The organism is Streptomyces sp. NPDC018947 (genome assembly GCF_044390505.1).
GTDB lineage: Bacteria > Actinomycetota > Actinomycetes > Streptomycetales > Streptomycetaceae > Streptomyces.
Genome location: NZ_JBIRZD010000005.1, coordinates 212,165 through 232,573 on the forward strand (window position 1 = coordinate 212,165; position 20,409 = coordinate 232,573).

Below are 20,409 nucleotides of genomic sequence, written 5' to 3' on the forward strand. Positions count from 1 at the left end.
ACGGGAGTACACCGATGGCCACCGTGACCGATGTCGACATCAAGAAGCTGCTGACCGAGCCGAGTTCGGTGACCATGCGCCCCTCCTACGAGGGCGGCAACATCAACACCGCGATCGGCTTCAAGTGTGACAACTACCTGCTCGAAGCCGCCGTCCTCGACCACTTCCGGGCCATCGGTCTCGGCGCCACCGAGCTGTACCTGGTGCACGGGGTCAACTTCGACGTCGTCGGTGTCGACACCCGTCTGCACACCGTGCTCACCCTCGACGACGACGTGACCCTCGAGGTCACCCCGAAGACCAAGGACACCGACCGCGAGATGGTGTTCGCGGTGGCCGCGATCGTCGAGCGCGACGGCGCCCCGAAGAAGGCGGTCACGTCCAAGTTCCGCGTGCTGCTGCGCCGTGACCCCAACATCGCCGACCCCGCCCCGCTCCCCGCGGCGCTGGAGCGCTTCGTGGTCGACCGGCTCGCCACCGCCGAGCCCACCGAACTCGCCTCCACCCCGGTCGACGACCTCCACGGCGCGTTCCACCGCGGTGAGGACGCCGCGGCCGACCCGGTGCTCACCGAGATCATCGGTGACGACAACGCCATCGGCTGGAAGTGGCGCATCCCCTACTACTACTGCCACTTCACCGAGCGCATGCAGATGTCCGGCTACCTGCGCCAGATGGAGGAGGCCAAGCACCTCTTCGTCGCCTCCCGCGGCATCAGCATCAAGCGGCTGCTCGACGAGCGCGGCTGGATCCCCGTGGTGACGCAGAACAAGCTGCACTTCACCGACGAGGCGATCATGGAGGAGGACCTCTACACCGTGTACACGGTGGAGTCCGTCTTCAAGGACATGCTCTACACCTCCCGCCTGGACTTCTACGTCGTGCGGGACGGCGCCCTCGTCAAGACCGCCACCGGCGAGATCACCCACGGCTACTGCCACAAGGAGTCGCCGGACGCCGAGTGGCAGATGGCCGTCTTCGACGACGAGGTCCTGCGCGCGCTGCGCGGCGAGTGACCCCCGATCCCACAGCCCGGAGGACCCCATGGCTTCCCGCCGCCGGCCGCGCTGGTACTTCTCCCTGCGCAGCCCCTACTCCTGGTTCGCCTACCGCGACCTGATGAGCACCCGTCCCGAGGTGCTCGACGCCATCGACTGGCTGCCGTTCTGGGAGCCGGACGAGGAGACCGCACGGCTGCTGGCCGACGAGGGCGTCACCCTGCCGATCGTCGCCATGAGCCGGGCGAAGAACTTCTACATCCTTCAGGACACCCGCAGGCTCGCCACCGAGCGGGGACTGGAGAACATCAGCTGGCCCATCGACCGCGACCCCTGCTGGGAGGTGGCCCACCTGGCGTGGATCGCCGCCGACGACGAGGGACGCGGCAAGGAGTTCGTGGCCGCCGCCTACCAGGCGCGCTGGCAGGACGGCAAGAACATCTCCGATCCGGAGGTGATCGCCGGCATCGCGGACGGACTCGGACTGGACGCCGCCCGGCTGTCCACCGCCGCCCAGGACCCGGACCTGCGCAAGCGGGGCGCCGCCCTGCTCGCCGAGTCCGCCCACGACGGGCTGTTCGGGGTGCCGTTCTTCATCCACGGCCGTGACAAGTTCTGGGGCGTGGACCGGGTCGCGCCCTTCGTCCGGGCGGTCCTCGGCGAGGAGCCCGCCGCCGGAGCGGACCGGCCGGCCGCCGACGCCCCCGACCCCGCCACCCACGCCGACCTCTTCCCGGCCGGCGGCGACCAGGGCCACGCCGGCGGCTGCGGCTGACCCGCCCCGCCCCGGCCGGTGCGACGGCCGGGGCACCCCACCCACCCCACGGCACATGACGAGGAGACGACTGTGGACAGCGACGCGCACGGCACCGGGCGCGGCCCCGACTGGGATGCCGTCGTGGTCGGTGCCGGCCTCGGCGGCCTGACCACCGCCGCGTATCTGGCCGCCGCGGGCAAGCGCGTCCTGGTACTGGAGCAGTTCTCGATCGTGGGCGGCAACAGCCATGTGTTCCGGCGACGCCGCACCTACGAATTCGATGTGGGCGTCCACTACCTGGGCGACTGCGCACCCGGAGGGGTCATCCCGAGCATCCTGTCCGGCCTCGGACTCGGTGACCGGGTGGACTTCCTGGAGATGGACCAGGACGGCTTCGACCTGATCCGGGTGCCGGGCGTCTCCGTCGACATGCCGGCCGGCTGGCAGGAGTACCGGCGGGTCCTCACCGAGGCCATGCCCGAGGAGGCCGACGGCCTGCACACGTTCGTCGACATCTGCTCGGCGCTCGGCGAGGAGCAGCGCGCCGCGCTGTTCGAGGCCCACCGGTGGGCGCCCCAGGACATCGCCGCCCGTACCGCCGTCATCCGGCAGTGGGGCAGGCGCACCCTGGACGACCTGTTCCGGCACTGCCGCCTCTCGCCGCGGGCCCGTACCGTGCTCGCCGCCCAGGCCCCCAACTACGGGCTCACCCCCCGGCAGGCCACGGTGGCGCGGCACACCAGCGTCACCGACCACTACCTGCGGGGGGCCTACTACCCGGCCGGGGGCGGGCAGATGCTCGCCGCGGGCCTGGTCGAGGTGATCGAGGCACACGGGGGACAGGTCCGTACCCGCAGCCGCGTGACCCGCATCCTCGTCGAGGACCGCAAGGTCGCCGGCGTCCTCCTGGACGGCGGCGAGGTCGTCACCGCGGACCTCGTGGTGTCCAACGCGGATTACCCGCGCACGGTGCTCGAACTGGTCGGCGCGGAACACTTCGGGAAGTCGGTCGTCGACCGCACCGCCCGGGCGAAGATGGGCATGCCGTGGCTGGTGCTCTACCTCGGCCTCGACACCGATCTGCGGGAGCGGCCCAACGCCAACCTGTGGTGGTACGACACCGACGACATCGACGGCTACTTCGACCGGGTGAGCGGCGGTGAGACGGGCGACGTCCCGTTCCTCTTCTGTTCGTTCGCCTCGCTCAAGGACCCGGACAACCGCACGCTGTGCCCGCCGGGACACGCCAACCTCCAGGTGATGACGCTGTGCCCGCCGGACTACGCCTGGTGGGGCGTCGACGAGGGACCGGCCGGCGGGGGCGCCTACCGGCGCAACCCCACCTACCTGCGGCGCAAGCAGGAACTCACCGAGGCCACGCTGAACGCCGCGGAGAAGGCCCTCGGCCCGCTGCGCCCGCACATCACGCACCTGGAGGCGGCCACCCCGCTCACCCACGAGCGCTACACGCTCTCCACCGGAGGCACCCCCTTCGGCATGGCGGAGTGGGGCGGCACCACCCGCCCGGGCACCGCGACCGCCGTACGGGGCCTGCACGTCGTCGGCGCCAGCACCCAGGCCGGCAACGGCATCGCGGGCGTCATGCTCGGCGGGATCGGCTGCGCCGGCGACATCCTCGGCGAGCCGCTCCTGGCCGCCGCCCGCGCCGGAACCGTGTACGGCGACCCGGACCTGCTGCCCGAGCGCCCGCCGGGCTGGGACCCCCGGGAGGCCTGCCGCGGCGGCGCCCGGCGCACCGCCTCCCGCGGCCCTTCCGGCTCCCGCCCGGCGGTCACACCGGCGCGCGCGTGACCACCCGTGCACCCCGCCGGTGACACCGGCGGAACGCGCACGCGCCCGCCCCCGAGAAACGTGCGGCCCGCAGGGCTCAGGCCCGCCGGCCGCCACGACCCACCCCACACACCGAACCACAGGAAGAACAGAGGGATTCACATGACCACCGCCATCGACACCGACAGCCAGGCCCGCATCAAGGAGATCGTCTGCGACGTCCTCGAGCTCGAGGAGGACGAGGTGACCGACAGCAGCCTCTTCAAGGAGGACCACGGCGCCGACTCGCTGCGGGCCATCGAGATCCTCGCCGGTCTGGAGAAGGAGTTCAAGGTCACCATCGAGCAGTCCGAGCTGGAGCGCATGGTCAACCTCGACGGCGTCTACGCCGTGGTCGGCGAGGCCCTCGCGGCCCAGAAGTAACGGCGACGTGCCGGGCGGCCGGAGGGCCGGGCAGCGTGCCCCGGCCCTCCGCGGCCCGGCCGGCGTCCCGGCACACGTCCTCATCCAAGGCGACCACGCCGTACCGAGGGAGATTGATGTCAGTGAACGTTTCCGACGCGACGCGTGACGACGCGGCCACCCGGGTGGTGCTGACCGGGTTCGGCGTGTTCTCCAGCATCGGTGTGGGCGCCGATGAGTTCGCCGAGGGGCTGCGGGCCGGCCGCAGCGGCGCCAAGCCGATCACCCTGTTCGACACCGAGGGCTTCGCGCACGCCAACGGGTGCGAGATCACCGGCGCCGAACCGGAGCGCTGGATCCACAACCTGCCCACCGAGACCCTGGGCCGCGCCACGCAGTTCTCCGTGGCCGCCGCCCGCATGGCCGTCGAGGCGGCCGGCGCCGACCTGGACGATCTGCGCGCCCGGCGCGGCATGATCTCCATCGGCACCACCGACGGGGAGTCCTACGAACTGGACCACCTGGTCGGCACCGAGGTCGCCTCCGGACCCGCCGCCATGGACCCCACCGTCACCCGGCGCGTCTCGCCGAACCGCCTCTCCATAGCGGCCGCGCAGGAACTGGGCCTGTCCGACGTCGAGGCGGTGACCATCGCCACCGCCTGCTCGGCCGGCAACTACGCGATCGGCCAGGGCTTCGACGCCATCCGCAGCGGAGAGGTCGACTACGCCCTCTGCGGCGGCGCCGACGCCATGTGCCGCAAGACCTTCACCGGCTTCTACCGGCTGGGCACCATCGCCCCGGACGTGTGCCGCCCCTTCGACTCCGACCGCAAGGGCATCCTCACCGGCGAGGGCGCGGGCGTCCTGATGCTGGAGAGCCTCGCCTCCGCGCGGGCCCGCGGCGCCCGCGTCTACGCCGAGGTGCTCGGCTACGGCATGAACTGCGACGCCTACCACCAGGTCGCCCCGAACCAGTCCAGCGTCGCCCGCTGCATGGAGATCGCCCTGGAGAACGCCGGCGTCAAGCCGTCCGAGGTCGACCTGATCTCCGCCCACGGCACCGGCACCAAGGCCAACGACGTGACCGAGTCGCGAGCCATCCACGACGTCTACGGCGACACCGTGCCGCGGACCGTCTCCCTCAAGTCGATGCTCGGCCACACCATGGGCGCGGCGAGCGCGCTGGCCGCCATCGCGTGCGCCCTGTCCATCCACCACGGCTTCATCCCGCCGACCATCAACCACCGCGAGACCGACCCGGAGTGCGAGATCGACTGCGTGCCCAACCAGTCGGTCGAGGCCGACCTCAGGGTCGTGCAGAACAACGGCCTGGCCTTCGGCGGCAACAACGCCATCGTGATCCTTGGCAAGTACCAGGAGGGTGTCCGATGAAGGTGCCCATCATCGGCGTCGGGGCCGTCGCGAGCATCGGCCGGGACGCAGACGAGATCTTCGCGAGCCTCTGCGCCGGCCGCGGCGGACTCGGTCCGCTGCGCGGATTCGACAGCGACCTGTACAACGGCAAGCAGCTCTTCGAGATCGACGACCGGCCCGAGGGCGCCGACCGCACGTTGCGCGCCACCGAGTTCCTGCTGGACGCCGTCGGCCAGGCCGCCGCGGACGCCGGTCTCGGCGACGACCTCTCCGGCGTCCCGGTGCTTGTCGGCACCGGACTGCGCGAGCTGCGCTCCGCCGAGCTGTGGTGGCGGGACGGCGTGCCGTTCGACGCCTCCCGCCTGCACTTCGGCACCGCGCTGCGGGAGCGGTTCGGCACCGCCGACACCCTCACCGTCTCCAACGCCTGCTCCGCCTCCCTGTACACGCTCGCGCTCGGCGCGGACCTGCTGGCGCTGGGCGAGGCGGACACCGTCATCGTGGCGGGCGTGGACTCGATCACCGAGTCCATGCACGGGCTGGCCGACCGGGTCCAGCCCAACCCGCCGACCGCGCTGCGCACCCTGGACGTCGACCGCCGGGGCACCATCCTCGGCGACGGCGCGGCGGCCGTCGTGCTGCGCGGCGAGCAGGTCAAGTGGCCGGGCGGCCGGCTGTGGGGCAAGCTGCGCGGCGTCGGCATGACCTGCGACGCCAAGCACCCCACCGCCCCGGACCCGGCCCAGGTCGCCGAGGCGATGCGGCAGGCGCACCGGCTGGCGGGCACCCGCCCCGAGGACATCGACATGGTCCTGCTGCACGGCACCGGCACCCCGCTCAACGACCTCGTGGAGATCACCGCCTACGGCGAGGTCTTCGGCGAGGCCGCCGGCGGTCCGCTGCTCACCGGGATCAAACCGATGACCGGTCACACCAGCGGCTCGGCGGGCCTGATGAGCCTGGTCACCACCCTGCAGGTGATGGCCACCGGCAAGGTGCCGCCGCTGGTCGGTCTGGACCGGCCCATCGAGGAGGCCGATGGACTGCGCCTGGTCCGCGGCCGGGAGACCAAGCACGAGGTGGCGCTGGCCCAGGTGCACGGGTTCGGATTCGGCGGGGTCAACGCCGTAGCGATTGTCGAGGGATCATGATGATGACCGTCACGGGAGTCGGCGTCGCCCTGCCGGGAGCCGACTCCGCCACCGCCCTGGCCGCCGCCCGGCGCCCGGAGGGCACCGTCGAACCGGCCGCCGTCCTGGGCAAGAAGGGCCTGCGCTACAAGGACCGCGCCACCCAGCTCGGGCTGTGCGCCACCCAGCGCGTGCTGACCGACGCCGGACTGCTGGTGGACGGCGAACTGACCGTCGACGGCACCCGTACGGCGGTGCTGGTCAGTTCCAACCTGGGCAACGTCGACACCGTCTGCCGCGTCGTGAAGACCATCGCCGACGAGGGCACCCACGGCGTGAGCCCCATGGACACCCCGAACGCCTCCAGCAACATCATCGCCTCGGAGATCGCGATCAGATGGGGGCTCAAGGGCCCCAACCTGATGCTGTGCAACGGACCCGCCTCCGGGCTCGACGCGATCCGCTGGGGCGCCGCCCTGCTGCGCTCCGGCCGCGCCGACCACGCCGTCGTGGTGGGAGTGGAGCCGGACAACGAGATCGCGCGCGGTCTCGTCGGCGGCCCGCTGGCCGACGGCGCGGCCGCACTGGTGCTGGAGCGGGCCGAGTCCGCCGAGGCCCGCGGCGCCACCGTCCGGGCCGTGATCGGCGCGCACACCAGGGGCCTGGACGTGGCGGGCACCATCGCCGAACTCGCCGAGGCCGAGCGCGAGCCGGCCGCCTGGTACGCGCCGGCCGCCGCCGCCCCGGCCCTGTCCAAGGGGCTGCCCGTGCACGACCTCGCCGCGGTGTGGGGCGAGTTGTCCGGTGCCCTCGGGGTCGTGCAGTGCGCGGCGGCGATCGGCGCCTTCGACGCGGGCGCCGACGGACCGATGTGGCTGGTGGCGGGCACCGACTCCGACGACGGCGTCGCCACGCTGGTGCTGCGCCCGCCGACGGCGGCCGGCGCCCGGCCCGCCGCGGCCTGAGCGGCCCCACCGCACTTCGACCACACCGAGCACCACCGAGCAGAACGGAATGTGACCATGACCCTCTCGGCGAGCGCGTCGGCGACCGCGACCCGGCCGGTGATCACCGCCTGGTCCGCGGTTTCGCCGTACGGCATCGGCAAGGACAGGTTCGTGTCCGGCGTGCTGGCCGGACAGGACACCAGAACCCCGCTGAACCCCGGGAAGTGGGCCGCCCCCGACGACCACGCCTGCCTGATCCCCGCGTTCGAACTGCGCGAGGTACTGGGCAAGAAGGGCACCCGCTCCATGGACCGGGTGACCGGCCTGGCCGTCACCGCGGTCCGCGACCTGCTCACCGACTCCGGGGACCGGCGCACCGCCTCCGACGAGGAGACGGCGCTGGTCCTGGGCACCACCACCGGCAGCGCGCAGAGCATGATGGACTTCACCCGCGCCTCGCTCGAGGGCGACAAGCCGTTCTACGTCGACCCCTCGCTGATGCCGAACGCGGTGATGAACTGCGCCGCCGGCCAGTGCGCCATCCGGCACAGCCTCAAGGGCCCCAACACCACCATCGCCGGCGGCCGGGTCGCCGGACTGTCCGCGCTGAGCTACGCCACCGGGCTGCTCGCGTCCGGCCGCGCCCGGACGGTACTGGCGGGCGCGGCCGAGGAGTTCTCCGACGCCCGCGCCTGGCTGGAGCACCACCGGCGCGGCGAGGACGGCGCGGGCGCCCTCCTCGGCGAGGGATGCGCCATGTTCATGCTGGAGTCGGCCGACACGCCGGGCGCACGGGACCTGGCACTGGCCGATGTCCTGGCCGTGCAGTCCCGGGTGTACGCCGACGACCCGCGCGAGGCCCTCGGCGCGTGCGTGGACGCCGTCCTGCGTCGCGCCGAGGTGGCGGCCGGGGACGTGTGGGCGGTCTCCGCCGCCGGCCCGTCCGGCACGGTCGGCGACCAGGAACGCGAGGCGCTCACCGCCCGCTTCGGCGCCGAGGTCCTCGACCGGGCCCCGGCCATGACCTCCGTGGGCGACACCGCCGCGGCCTCCGCCGCCTTCCAGATCGGAGCGCTGCTGGCCGCCGCCGAACGGTCCGCGGTCCCCGACGGCGCCGTCGCCCTCGTCTCCTCGGTGGACGACAACGGCGTCGTCGCCTGCGCCGCCCTGCGTCTGCACGCGCACTGACGCCACCTCACCCGCCCCAGCAAAGGAAGCCAGACATGCCGATCGACGCGGACGCCGGACTCGACCGCGAACACCTGCGGAACCTGCTCGCCGAGACCATCGACGCCGACGTCACCGACGTAGGGGACGACACCGACTTCGTCCAGAGCCTCGGGGTCGACTCCCTGATGGCCCTCGAAGTGGTCGTCGTGCTGGAGCGCACCTACGGGATCAAGTTCGCCGAGGCGGAGATGAGCACCGTCCGAACGCTGGACAGCGCCTACGACGTGGTCCGCCGCAAACTGGTGGAGCGTTCGTGACCACCGCCGTCCTGGCCACCGCTCGGCCCGTGCGCGAACCCGCCCATGACGAGGACTCCGGAGCGTGGACGGCCGGCTTCACGGTGGCGATCACCGAGCAGGAGCCGGTCTTCGCCGGCCACTACCCGGACTTTCCCATCTTCCCCGGCGTCTGCGTGATGGAGTGCGTCCGCCGGGCGGCCGAGTCGGTACGGCCGCCGCAGGCCGGTGACCTGCGGCTGGCCGCCGTGGAGTCCACCCGCTTCACGGCCGCCGTCCACCCGGGCGACGAACTGGCCGTCGAGGTGGCCTGGACCCCGCGCGCCGGCGGATGGCGCTGCACCGCGAAGGTGGCCACGCAACGCGGCAAGGCGGCCTCCGTCCGTCTGCGCTACCGGAGTGAGGAGGCTTCGTGCTGACCCCCGCGCAGGTGCGCGCCGCGCTGCCGCACCGCTACCCCATGCTGCTGGTCGACCGCGTGCTCGAGGCGGCGGAGGACCGCATACGGGCGGTCAAGGCGGTCACCCTCAACGAGCCCTGGTACGCCCGTCTCGGTCCGCGGCCGGCACCGGACGAGTTCGCCTACCCGGACTTCCTGCTGATCGAGTCCTGGACCCAGACGGCCGGGATCCTCGCGACGCGTCTGGCCGGCGGCACGGCCGACGGGCAGGTGATGCTGTTCGGCTCGATGAGCGGCATCGAGTTCCACCGGCGAGCCTTCCCCGGCGACACCGTGGAACACCACGCCCGCCTGCAGCGGGCCGTCGGCGACACGATGATCTTCGAGGGCGAGAGCACGATCGGCGGCGAGCCGCTGCTGACCGTCGGCGGCATCACCATGGCCTTCCGCCCGGGCGAGGCGCTCGCGCCGCCCTCTTCTTCCTGAACCGCACCCTCGAACACAACCTACGGAGTGTCATGACGGAGAACACAGCGCCGGTCGCCCTGGTGAGCGGCGGATCGCGCGGGATCGGCCGGGCCGTCGTACTGCGGCTCGCGGCCGAGGGACACGACGTCTCCTTCTGCTACCGGTCCGGCGAGGAGGCCGCGCTGGAACTGGAGAAGGAGGCCGGTGAACTCGGCCGGCGGGTGCTCGCCGTCCGTGCCGACGTCACCGACGCCGCTTCGGTCCGGGACTGGGTCGCCCGTACGGAGTCCGAGCTGGGCCCCATCGACGTGGCGGTCAGCTCGGCCGGCATCACCCGGGACAACCCGCTGGTCCTCATGTCCGACGAGGACTGGCACGGGGTCCTGGACACCAATCTCGACGGCGTCTACCACGTGTGCCGTGCCGTGATATTCGAAATGATGAAGCGTAAATCCGGCACGATCATCAATATCTCCTCCATCGCCGGCGTCTACGGAAACGCCACCCAGTCCAACTACTCCGCCTCCAAGGCCGGCATCATCGGTTTCTCCAAGGCGCTCGCCAAAGAGGTCGGCCGGTACAACATCCGGGCCAATGTGGTGGCACCCGGATACATCGAGACCGATATGACCGCCGAACTGGCGGAAAAGGTCAAGAAGGACGCCGCGAAGAGCATTCCGCTCCGGCGCTTCGGACAGGCCGACGAGGTCGCCGATCTCGTCGCCTACCTGGCGAGCGAGCGGGCCGCCTACATCACCGGTTCGGTCTTCCAGATCGACGGCGGCCTGACGGTCTGATGCCCGGGGAGACCTACCTCAGGCTGCGCGCCCTCGCCGACCACCACGGCGCCGAGTACCGGATGATCGAGCACCCGCCCGAGGGCCGCACCGAGGTGGCCAGCGCCCTGCGCGGGCACGCGCTGGAACAGAGCGCCAAGTGCCTGGTGGTCGCGGTGCGGCCGACCAAGCGGACCTGCCGTTACGTGCTGGCCGTCATCCCCGGCGACCGGCGCCTGGACCTGGAGCGGGTCGCCGCCTGCGCCGGCGGGCGCAAGGCGGGATTCGCCGACCGGGAGACCGCGGAGCGGCTCGCCGGTTCGGTCAGCGGATCGATCATCCCCTTCTCCTTCCACCCCGACCTCGACCTGATCGTCGAGGAGGACCTGCTCCGCAGCGACACGCTGTTCTTCAACGCGGCCCGGCTGGATCTGTCCATGGCCCTCGCCACCGAGGATTACCTGCGCATGGCGCGGCCGCGTATCGCCCGGATCGCCGAACAGGACAGCGTGCCGACCGCCGTATTTCAACAACCTGCAGGCAACCCCTCTCCGTTCTGATATCACCTCTAGCATCACGAGGCAGCGCTTGCGGAATTTCCCGAGAAAATAAACGAACCATGGCCTGCCACCGGGCCGCCGGAGAGAGCAACGGAGGCCCAGCACGTGGCCAATCCCATGATTGAGGCAATCGACGTAACGAAGTCGTTCGGTGACGTCACCGCGCTGGACGGTGTGAACGTCTCGGTTCCCGAGGGTTCGATCCACGGCCTGCTGGGCCACAACGGGGCCGGCAAGACCACGCTGGTCCACATCCTGTCGACGCTGCTGGTCCCGACCGCCGGCACCGCCCGCATCGGCGGCCTCGACGTGACCACCGACGGCCAGGAGGTCCGTCGCCGCATCGGCCTGACCGGGCAGTTCGCCTCCGTGGACGAACAGCTCTCCGGCCGGGAGAACCTGACGCTGATCGCCCGGCTGCTCGGTGCCGGCAGGCGCCAGGCACTGGCCCGCGCGGACGAACTGCTGGAGATGTTCGACCTGACCGAGGCGGCGAAGCGGCCTGCGTCCCAGTACTCGGGCGGCATGCGCAGGCGGCTGGACATCGGCGCGAGTCTCGTGGGCTCGCCGCAGGTCATCTTCCTCGACGAGCCGACGACCGGGCTGGACCCCACCTCACGCATCGCCGTGTGGGAGGTCGTCGAGCGGCTGGCCAAGGACGGCGTCTCGGTCCTGCTCACCACGCAGTACCTGGAGGAGGCCGACCGGCTCTGCGAGCGGATCACCCTGCTCTCCAAGGGCACCGTGGTGGCGGAGGGAACCCCCGCGGAACTCAAGGCGGCCGTCGGCCAGCGCATGGTGACCGTGTCGCTGTCGGCGGAGTCGGAGGCGCCGGCCGCGGAGCGCGCCCTGGAGACCGCGGGATTCCGCGCCACGCGCTCCCCGGACTCCCCGGCCGCCCTCGGCGTCCCGGTCGCCGCCTCCGCCGACCTGGCGGTCGTCGTGCGCACCCTGAACGAGGCGCACGTCGAGATAGCCGAACTCGGCTTCTCCGAGCCCACCCTGGACGACGTCTACCTGAGGCTCACCCAGGAGCCCGCCGGAGCGCCGGTGCCCGCGTGACCGTCCCGACCATCCCCACCGCAGAAGGAGCACAGATGACGGTCGTCGAGGCCGGGGCCGGTCCCCGGCGGACACCACCAGGACGGCGGGACGCCGCGACCGCCCAATGGGGCACCAGCGGCCTGGTCACCCAGACCGTCGCCCTCACCGGCCGCTCGCTGCGGCCCTACATGAACGCCGGCGTCATCATCGTCACGTTCGTCGAACCCCTCGTCATGCTGCTGATGTTCGCCGGCGTGCTGAAGGTGCTGGGCGAGGCGCCCGGGATGTCGACGGACATGGCGTACATCGACGGCCTGGCCCCCGCCATCATGATCATCACCGCGGTCGCCGCGGGCGCCCAGGCGGGCAACGGTCTCATCAACGACCTGCGCAACGACGTCATCACCCGCTTCCACACCTTGCCCATCAACAGGTTCAGCGTGCTGCTGGCGCGCAGTTTCGCCGACGCGGCCCGCTCGCTCTACCAGCTGATCGCCGTGGCCGTGCTGGCCGCCATCATCTTCGGGTTCTCGCCCCCCGGCGGGATCCTCGGCGTGCTCGGCGCCATCCTGATGAGCCTGCTCGTCGGCTGGTCCATGAGCTGGATCTTCATCATGATGGCCGCGCTGCTGCGCAACGGCGACGTGCTGCGCATGATCACCACACTGCTCACCTTCCCGCTGCTGTTCGCCTCCAACGCCTTCGTGCCGCCGGAGTCGATGCCGACCGGCCTGCGCGTCATCGCCCAGGGCAACCCGATCTCGTACGCCAACGACGCCGTGCGGAGCATGGTCGCCGGGGACGTCAGCGCGCTGGAGATCCTCACCACCGTCGGGGTGTGCCTGGCGCTGGTGTGTGTGTGCGCCCCGATCTCGAAGCGTTCGTTCCGAGTGATGTGACCCCCATGACCCCGGTCATCCGGCCACGGACCGGATGACCGGTTGTGCCCTCATCCCGCCCACCGCCCGCGTGCGGTGGGCGGGATGTCCTGTCCTGGTGGCACCAAGCTGTCGAACCCGCTTCCGAAAACTCCAAGCCGTTCTTGCCGCGCCTAGGTTTGCACCGCGAAAGGGCAATACCTGCCCCTGGGGTGACACCATCCGAGAGGTTGACGTGGCGCAATCCGGAATCGGTCTCGACGAACGTTCTGAGCTCCTCTACCGGAGGCTGCTCCGGCGGACGAACTGGCGGACGCGGGAATTGGCGCAGGCCTTGAACTGGCCGGAGCCCGAGGTCGTACGAGCGATGGAGACACTGCTGGCCGAGGGCCTCGCCGCGGTCGCGGCGGAAGAACCCTCCGCCTTCCGCGCGGTCGAGCCGTGCATCGCCCTCCCGGCCCTGCTGGCCCGGTCCATGCACGAGGAACGCTTCCCGCAGCCCCGCCCGGTCGAGATCGACCGGTTCATCGCCCTGCACGAGCGCATCGAGGAGTCCGCCGACGGCGGCAGGCACCGCAACGACGCGTGCACCGTGGTCGAACGGATGGTCGCCAAGGCCGAGAGCGAGGTAATGTTCCTCGTCCCGCGGCACGTCGAGGGCGGCTTCGCCTTCTCCCGCCCCATCGTGGACATGGCGCTGCGGCGCGGTGCGCGGCTGCGGGCCGTGTGGGGGGCCTCGGTCTTCCACGCCCGTCCCGCCATGGGCCACGCGCAGTGGCTGGCTCAGCAGGACGTCCCGCCCCGCACGGCCGACTCGGTACCGGTTCACGCCATGATCATGGACGGGGCGGCGGCCGTGGTGATCGACGACGCCGGGACACCCCGGGTGGTGCGCTCCGCGGCGGAACTGGACTCCCTGTGCGCGCTGTCGGAGCGGCTCTGGGAGCGGGGCTCGGTCGTCCGGCAGCTCAGACGCACCGTCGGCACCGCGACCACGCGCAGACCCCGCACCGAGATCGTCCTGCGTCTCCTGGCCGAGGGCCTCACCGACGACGCCATAGCCCGCCGGCTGGGATGCAGCGTGCGCACCGTCCGCAACGACGTGGCGGCCGCCATGGTCGTACTCGACGCGCGCAGCAGGTTCCAGGCCGGCGCCCGCGCCATGCAGGTCGGCCTGATCTGACCCGTCCTCCAGCACATGGCACCGGGAGCCGTCGACGCGTGGGTGCGGGGTGTGCCACCGAGGCCGGCGGCTCCGGGAGGGCGAGGGCGCGGCGCGGGCCGTCGCGACCGGCCGGGGCCGTTGACGCGGTGCCGCCGGGGAGCGGTCCGTCGTGGCTCGCGGGGAGGTCCGCCGCCCGTGCCGGCGTGCGTCGGGGGCGGCGGACGCCGTGGACTCCGGTTCCGGGCGGGTTGCCCGGCCGGCGGGCGGTCGTCCCGTGCGTCGCCGCGTGGTTCGTCCAGGTGCCGGGCGGCTCTCGCGCGGGCGGGCTCGTGGGCACGCCCGGGTGGGGGCCGTCGCCCGGGCCGGCGTGCGCCGTGGCCGCGTGCCGGCCGTGGTTTCCGGTGCGGGCGGGACCCGGCTGCCGGCGGCGGTCGGAGCGGGCGGGCAGACGGGCGGTCACCTCATCCCTTGTTTCCCCGTCCGTCCCCCGCCGGACGACCGTCGCACGCCTCGGCCGGTGCCGTCGCCCCGCCGTGCGGAGGGCAGGCGGGGGGAGGAACCGCGCGGACCAGAAGGGCGGCGGCGGTCGCCAGCTCCTCCGGGGACAAGCCGGTGTGGAGCAGCTTCGCCACGGCGGGGCCCAGCGGCCCTGCGAGCACGAGCACGGATGCGGACACGGCATCTCCTCACGGGACGGGTCGTCGTGCCTGGCTGCCCGATACGGCGCGGGTCACCCGGTGCGCACGGCCACGAAGTCGCAGAGCGCGTCGAGGGTGTCGCGCGCGGGCAGCGGCGGCAGGGGGGCGAGCGCCGCCCGCGCCAGGGCCAGCCTCTGGTGCATGAGCGCCTCCGCGCGGGCCATGGCCCGGGACACCGAGAAGAGGTCGAGGGCGCGACGGTGCCAGTCCGGCCCCGCCGCGGGCCCCGCCGCCAGCAGCTCACGCAACTCGGCGTCGCACGCGTCCGTTCCCTCCCGGGCGAGCAGCACGGGAAGGCTGGGCACCCCGACGAGCAGGTCCTTGCCCTGTTCCTTGCCGCTGGACGCCTCGGGGGAGCGGAGGTCGAGCAGATCGTCGGCGATCTGGAAGGCGATGCCGAGCTGCTCGCCGTACTCGACGAGGGTGTCGGCCACCGCCCGGGACGCCCCGGACTGGAAGGCGCCGACCCCCAGCGACATGGCGAGCAGCGCGGCGGTCTTGCCGGCGGTGACCCGGAAGTAGTGGGCGAGGGGGTCCTCGCCCGGTCTCGGGCCGGTGAGTTCGCGCATCTGGCCCGTCACGATCCGGTTCGCCGTCCGGGCGTTGAGGGCGAGAGCCTGCGGCACGAGGCCGGCGGACAACCGGGCGGACCTGGCCAGCAGCCAGTTCCCGCCCAGGGCGGCGAGCCGGTTGCCCCACCGGGCGTTGACGCTGGCGGCCCCGTGCCGGGTGGTGGCGCGGTCCACGACGTCGTCGTGGTAGAGCGAGGCGAGGTGGACGAGCTCGGCGACGACGGCCGCCCGGGCCAGGCCCTCACTGCCGGGATCACCGAACTCCGCGGCGAGCAGCACCAGCAGGGGCCGCATTCTCTTGCCGCCCGTGGCCGCCAGGTGCCCCGTGATGGCCCGCACCCGGTGATCGGAAGGTTCGAGCGTGCACTCCCGCAGCAGGCGCTCCGCATCGGCCAGCGCACCGCCCAACCGGTCCTGGAAACCGGGGGCGTCGGGACCGAGGTGCCGCAGCAGCGCGGCGGCGGCCGTCGGGGCCTCGTAGAGCTGCTCTGCCGTCACGAGAGGAACTCATTCCGTCGGGGCGGCCCGCGAGATGGAGCCACGGTCGTGGGTCGTCCGCTGTTTCCGGCCGCAACCATTGCAGTCCACCCCAAGACCGACAACGGGCCTGGCATGAAGGTGTCATGACGCCCGGTGTCCGCGCCTACCGCGACCCGTGGCCGGACGCCGCCCGGAACGGGCGGGGAGGGATTCCGCCCCGGTGCCAGGCAGGTTGATGCCAGGTTCCCGCCGCGAACCGACGGCGCGGAACACACGCGTCCGACAATCGGTGCGCCCATGCACCCCTGAGAAGGAGCTTCCCCCCATGTTCGGACGGGTCGGACGGTCCGCCGTCAAACACCCCTGGTTGACCATACTGGCGTGGGTGATCGCGGCGATAGGCGTGGCCTCCCTGGCCCCGCCCCTGAAGCCGGTCAGCGACCAGGCCGAGTTCCTGCCCTCCCACTACGAGTCGGTGCAGGCCGGGGAACTCCAGCAGCGGGCGTTTCCTGAGCAGGACCAGCCGGCGTCCGTCATCGTCTTCCGCCGCACCGACAACGGCCGGCTCACCGACGCCGACCTCGCGGACGTGAAGAAGGTCGCCGCCGGTCTGGAGAAGGCCGGCCTGGAGAAGGTCGCCGCCGTCCGGACGGACCCCCGAGCCGTCTCCGACAACGGTGAGATCGCCCTGGCCAGCATCCTGGCGACGACCGACAACCCGTACGACGAGACCCTGATGGAGTCCGTCGGCGAGATGCGGGAGGAGGCCGGACCGCTCCTGAAGGGCACCTCGCTGCACATGGGCATCACCGGCTCGGCCGCGACGGCACTGGACACCAAGGAGTCCTCCGGCGACACCGACGCCATGATCATGATGGCGACGCTCGTGCTGCTCATCGTGCTGCTGGCCGTCATCTTCCGCAGCCCGCTCATCGCGGTCCTGCCGGTCGTCGTGATTGCCCTCGTCTTCGTGCTCGCCACCGGCCTGATCTCCATCGCCTCCGAGGTCGGCGGACTCCAGGCGGACGCCTCGATCGGCTCGATTCTGATCGTGGTGCTCTTCGGGGTCGGCACCGACTACCTCCTGTTCCTGCTCTTCCGCTACCGCGAGTTCCTGCGCAAGGGCCGGGAGCCGAAGGAGGCCATGACCGAGGCCGTCACCCGGGTCGGGGAGACCATCGCCTCGGCCGCCGGCGCCGTCGTCGTCGCCTTCCTCGCCCTGCTGCTGTCCAGCCTCGGCATGCTGAAGGCCCTCGGCCCCGCGCTGGCCATTTCCGTCGGCGTCACCCTGGTCGCCGCGCTGACTCTCGTGCCGGCGGTCTTCTCGTTGCTGGGCACCAAGGCCTTCTGGCCGTCCAAGGCGTGGAGCAGGGAACCGAAGCACACGCTCGCGGCCCGGACCGGCGCGCTCACCGCCCGCCGTCCCGGCCTGGTCGCCGCCGTCTCCGGCGGGGTCCTCGCCGTACTCGCCGCGGGTCTCCTCAACCTCAACACCGTTTTCGACAGCAGCAGTTCGCTGCCGAAGGACCTCGAGTCGGTGCAGGCGGCGAAGGAACTGGAGCGCGGTTTCGCGGCCGGCCAGACCGACCCGACCTGGGTGTTCCTGGAGGCCGAGGACGGCGCCAAGCTGGACAAGGCCGGCCTCGACGCCTACGGCGAGAAGCTGGCCGCCGCCGACTTCGGACGCGTGATGCCGCCGGCACTCGCACCCAAGGGCGACGTCGCCAAGTTCGGTGTGGTGCTGGAGCACAAGCCGGACAGCGACCGGGCCGTCGAACTGCTCGCCGGACCGCTGCGTGACGCGGCGCACGAGGCCGCACCCGACGGCACCCGCGCCCTCGTCGGCGGCACCTCCGCCGTCCTCGCGGACATCCAGCACGCCACCAACCGCGACTACTCCGTCGTCTTCCCGGCGGCCGGCCTGGCCATCATGCTGATCCTCGGCCTGCTGCTGCGCAGCGTCGTCGCGCCCCTGTACCTCATGGTCGCGGTCGGGCTCGGCTTCGCCGCCACCCTGGGCGCCACGGTGCTGCTCTTCCAGAACGTCGCCGGCGAGGCGGGCCTGCCCTTCACCCTGCCGGTGATCGTCTACCTGTTCGTCGTCGCCATCGGCACCGACTACAACATCCTCATGGTGGCCCGGCTGCGCGAGGAGGTCGGCCGCGGCAGCAGCCCGGCGCAGGCCGTCCGCCAGGCCATCACCCACTCCACGTCCACCGTCGGCACGGCGGCCGTCATCCTCGCCGGCACCTTCGGTGTCCTGCTGCTGGCCCAGAACTCCATGCTCCGGCAGATGGGCTTCGCCGTGGCCTTCGGCATCCTGCTCACCGCCTTCGTGATGGCCGTGCTGCTGGTACCCGCAGTGACCACGCTGCTCGGGCACCGGACCTGGTGGCCCGGCCGCGTCCGCACCGAACCCGCGGAGCAGGCCGACGACGACCCCACGACGCGGGAACCCGTCGCAGCGAACCGGACGTGAGCAGCTTCCTCCTGGTCGCCGGGGCCACAGCCCTGCTCGGCCCCGTGATCATGGCCGTACTGGCCCGCAGGGTGCTCGGGCTGCGCATCGGCGCGGCCCGGGCCCTGCTCACGGGCGTCGCCGGGCTGCTGGCCGCCGGCGTGGTCGGCACACCGATGGGCCCACAGGCCAGCCGCACTCCGCTGGTGACCCTGCAACTGGGCGCGGCCCTGCTCGGCGCGATGATCTTCCTCGTGCTCTCCGAGGCGGCGGTGGGCGGCGGCCCCGTGCGCGGAATGGTGCGCTGGCCCGGTGCCCTGCGGCGCAGGCTGGCGCGCAGCCGCCGCTACACCCGTCTCAGCAGGATCGCCGTACGCCACGGACTGCGCCGCTTCCTGACCGGCCGCTCCCGGCACGGCACCGCGAGCCCCCAGGAGCAGGCGGCCCTGGCCAGGTCGCTGCGGCTGGCGCTGGAGGAGGCGGGAGCCACCTTCGTCAAACTGGGCCAGGTCCTCTCGTCACGGCACGACCTGCTGCCCGACGTGTTCACCGCCGAACTCAGTGCGCTGCAGCACGAGGTCGCTCCCGAACCCTGGCCCGACATCGAACGCGTCCTCGCCGAGGAGCTCGACGCCCCGCCGGACAAGGTGTTCGCGGAGTTCTGTACCGACCCGCTCGCGGCCGGCTCCATGGCCCAGGTGCACCGGGCCCGGCTGCGGGACGGGCGCGCCGTGGCCGTCAAGGTACAGCGGCCCGGCGCACGGCAGGTGGTCGAACGAGACCTCGACATCCTGTTCCGGATCGGCGAGATGCTCGAACGGAGCACCACCTGGGGCCGTACGGTCGGCTTCCGCGAGCTGGTGCGGGGATTCGCCGACTCGCTGTACGAGGAACTGGACTTCCGCACCGAGGCCCGCAACACCGCCGCCGTGGCCGCGAACACCGCGCTCGCCGGCACCGACGGTCGGGAGGCAACCGGCGAGGGGGACCCGCCCGCCGCCCCGCGGGTCGTACTGCCCCGGGTCCATCAGGAGCTGTGCACCGAACGCGTGCTGGTCGTCGAATGGCTCGACGGCGTCACCCTGAACCGGGCCGGCCCCGTCATCGACGCACGGGGCCTCGACCGTCAGCGGCTCGCCCGCGACCTGTTCGGCTGTCTGCTGGGCCAGATCATGATCGGCGGAGTCTTCCACGCCGACCCGCACTCCGGCAACGTCCTGGTCCTGAGCGACGGGCGGCTCGGGCTGGTGGACTTCGGCTCGGTGGGCCGGATCGACCGGATGCTGCGCGCCAGTCTGCGCGAGCTGCTCATGGCGATCGACCGCAACGACCCCCGGGCACTGTCCGACGCCCTGCTGGACCTGGTGGAGCGGCCCGACGAGATCGACGAGGAGCGGTTCACCCGCGCCCTGGGCCGGTACACGGCACGTCACCTCGCCTCCTCGGGGCCGCCGGGCCGCGAGATGTTCTCCGACCTGTTCCTGCTCGTGGCGCAGTACGGTCTCACCGTACCGCCCGAAGTGGCCGCGGCCTTCCGCGCGCTCGCCACGGTGGAGGGCGCGCTGGCCCGGCTGGTGCCGGGCTTCGACCTCGTCGAGGAGGCACGTGTCTTCGCCTCCACCGAGCTGGCCCGCAGGCTCTCCCCCCGGCAGCTCACCCGCTCCCTGGCCGACGAGGCGGCCGCCGTGCTGCCCATGCTGCTCCGGCTGCCGCGCCGGGCCGAGCGCATCAGCAGCGCACTGGAACAGGGCAGGCTCGGCATCAACGTCCGGTTGCTCGCGGACGAACGGGACCGCCGCTTCGTCCGCGACATCGTCCGGGACGTGCTGCTCACCTTCCTCGGCGGACTGACCGGCCTGCTGGGCATGCTGCTGCTGTCCACCCGGGGCGGCCCGCGGGTCGGAGACTCGCTGCGGCTGTTCGACGTCTTCGGCTACAACCTGCTGCTCATCAGCTCGGTGCTGGTGCTGCGCGTGCTCTTCACCCTCACCAAACCTCAGCGCTGAGGAGACCAGGCCCCGGGAACCGGGACGCGGCCACGGG

Annotated in this window: 20 protein-coding genes; 18 read left to right on the forward strand and 2 right to left on the reverse strand. The window is 72.1% G+C overall.

The window, feature by feature from the left end; all coding sequences use genetic code 11:
* The first annotated feature begins 14 nt into the window (after window positions 1–14).
* From ACH499_RS12780 to ACH499_RS12855, 16 genes are all read left to right on the forward strand, one after another.
* Window positions 15–1,016, forward strand: a complete 1,002-nt coding sequence (locus tag ACH499_RS12780; protein WP_356205575.1) for a hypothetical protein — start codon at window positions 15–17, stop codon at window positions 1,014–1,016.
* Between the two features lie 28 nt (window positions 1,017–1,044).
* Complete coding sequence (locus ACH499_RS12785) at window positions 1,045–1,773, forward strand: DsbA family protein (RefSeq protein ID WP_356205574.1); 729 nt, start codon at window positions 1,045–1,047, stop codon at window positions 1,771–1,773.
* Between the two features lie 72 nt (window positions 1,774–1,845).
* Window positions 1,846–3,567, forward strand: coding sequence for a phytoene desaturase family protein (locus tag ACH499_RS12790; RefSeq protein WP_399015378.1), 1,722 nt, complete (start codon window positions 1,846–1,848; stop codon window positions 3,565–3,567).
* A gap of 141 nt (window positions 3,568–3,708) precedes the next feature.
* Window positions 3,709–3,969: an acyl carrier protein gene (locus ACH499_RS12795; protein ID WP_356205572.1), complete on the forward strand. Its 261-nt coding sequence runs from the start codon at window positions 3,709–3,711 to the stop codon at window positions 3,967–3,969.
* A 116-nt stretch (window positions 3,970–4,085) separates the two neighbouring features.
* Entirely contained in the window at window positions 4,086–5,342 is a 1,257-nt protein-coding gene (locus ACH499_RS12800) for a beta-ketoacyl-[acyl-carrier-protein] synthase family protein (protein ID WP_356205571.1), read from the forward strand.
* Window positions 5,339–6,475, forward strand: coding sequence for a beta-ketoacyl synthase N-terminal-like domain-containing protein (locus ACH499_RS12805; RefSeq protein WP_399015380.1), 1,137 nt, complete (start codon window positions 5,339–5,341; stop codon window positions 6,473–6,475). The genes ACH499_RS12800 and ACH499_RS12805 overlap by 4 nt, the downstream gene beginning before the upstream one ends.
* A 2-nt stretch (window positions 6,476–6,477) precedes the next feature.
* On the forward strand, window positions 6,478–7,419 hold the full coding sequence (locus ACH499_RS12810) for a beta-ketoacyl synthase N-terminal-like domain-containing protein (protein ID WP_399015382.1): 942 nt from the start codon (window positions 6,478–6,480) through the stop codon (window positions 7,417–7,419).
* A 57-nt stretch (window positions 7,420–7,476) separates the two neighbouring features.
* Window positions 7,477–8,589 carry a beta-ketoacyl synthase N-terminal-like domain-containing protein gene (locus ACH499_RS12815; RefSeq protein ID WP_399015516.1) on the forward strand — a complete coding sequence of 371 codons (1,113 nt, stop codon included), beginning with the start codon at window positions 7,477–7,479 and terminating at the stop codon, window positions 8,587–8,589.
* Window positions 8,590–8,624: 35 nt separating this feature from the next.
* Window positions 8,625–8,888, forward strand: a complete 264-nt coding sequence (locus ACH499_RS12820; protein WP_356205567.1) for an acyl carrier protein — start codon at window positions 8,625–8,627, stop codon at window positions 8,886–8,888.
* Window positions 8,885–9,286: a 3-hydroxyacyl-ACP dehydratase FabZ family protein gene (locus ACH499_RS12825; RefSeq protein ID WP_399015386.1), complete on the forward strand. Its 402-nt coding sequence runs from the start codon at window positions 8,885–8,887 to the stop codon at window positions 9,284–9,286. The genes ACH499_RS12820 and ACH499_RS12825 overlap by 4 nt, the downstream gene beginning before the upstream one ends.
* Entirely contained in the window at window positions 9,280–9,753 is a 474-nt protein-coding gene (locus tag ACH499_RS12830; protein ID WP_356205565.1) for a hotdog domain-containing protein, read from the forward strand. The genes ACH499_RS12825 and ACH499_RS12830 overlap by 7 nt, the downstream gene beginning before the upstream one ends.
* 32 nt (window positions 9,754–9,785) lie before the next feature.
* Complete coding sequence (gene fabG, locus ACH499_RS12835; RefSeq protein WP_356205564.1) at window positions 9,786–10,532, forward strand: 3-oxoacyl-[acyl-carrier-protein] reductase; 747 nt, start codon at window positions 9,786–9,788, stop codon at window positions 10,530–10,532.
* Window positions 10,532–11,071, forward strand: a complete 540-nt coding sequence (locus ACH499_RS12840; RefSeq protein ID WP_356205563.1) for a YbaK/EbsC family protein — start codon at window positions 10,532–10,534, stop codon at window positions 11,069–11,071. The genes fabG and ACH499_RS12840 overlap by 1 nt, the downstream gene beginning before the upstream one ends.
* A 117-nt stretch (window positions 11,072–11,188) precedes the next feature.
* A complete protein-coding gene (locus tag ACH499_RS12845; RefSeq protein ID WP_399015389.1) occupies window positions 11,189–12,133 on the forward strand; it encodes an ATP-binding cassette domain-containing protein in 945 nt (314 codons plus the stop codon).
* A gap of 35 nt (window positions 12,134–12,168) precedes the next feature.
* Window positions 12,169–13,014: an ABC transporter permease gene (locus ACH499_RS12850; protein ID WP_356205561.1), complete on the forward strand. Its 846-nt coding sequence runs from the start codon at window positions 12,169–12,171 to the stop codon at window positions 13,012–13,014.
* A 34-nt stretch (window positions 13,015–13,048) separates the two neighbouring features.
* Entirely contained in the window at window positions 13,049–14,176 is a 1,128-nt protein-coding gene (locus tag ACH499_RS12855) for a helix-turn-helix domain-containing protein (RefSeq protein ID WP_356205560.1), read from the forward strand.
* Between the two features lie 443 nt (window positions 14,177–14,619).
* Here the strand turns inward: ACH499_RS12855 and ACH499_RS12860 are convergent, their stop codons facing one another.
* Both ACH499_RS12860 and ACH499_RS12865 read right to left on the reverse strand, forming a co-directional pair.
* Complete coding sequence (locus ACH499_RS12860) at window positions 14,620–14,835, reverse strand: hypothetical protein (protein WP_399015391.1); 216 nt, start codon at window positions 14,833–14,835, stop codon at window positions 14,620–14,622.
* Between the two features lie 53 nt (window positions 14,836–14,888).
* Window positions 14,889–15,926: a polyprenyl synthetase family protein gene (locus tag ACH499_RS12865; protein WP_356205559.1), complete on the reverse strand. Its 1,038-nt coding sequence runs from the start codon at window positions 15,924–15,926 to the stop codon at window positions 14,889–14,891.
* Window positions 15,927–16,275: 349 nt separating this feature from the next.
* Between ACH499_RS12865 and ACH499_RS12870 the strand changes: the two genes are divergently transcribed.
* Window positions 16,276–18,387: an MMPL family transporter gene (locus ACH499_RS12870; RefSeq protein WP_356205558.1), complete on the forward strand. Its 2,112-nt coding sequence runs from the start codon at window positions 16,276–16,278 to the stop codon at window positions 18,385–18,387.
* Complete coding sequence (locus ACH499_RS12875) at window positions 18,384–20,372, forward strand: ABC1 kinase family protein (protein ID WP_399015394.1); 1,989 nt, start codon at window positions 18,384–18,386, stop codon at window positions 20,370–20,372. Before ACH499_RS12870 ends, ACH499_RS12875 begins: the two co-directional genes overlap by 4 nt.
* Window positions 20,373–20,409 lie beyond the last annotated feature (37 nt).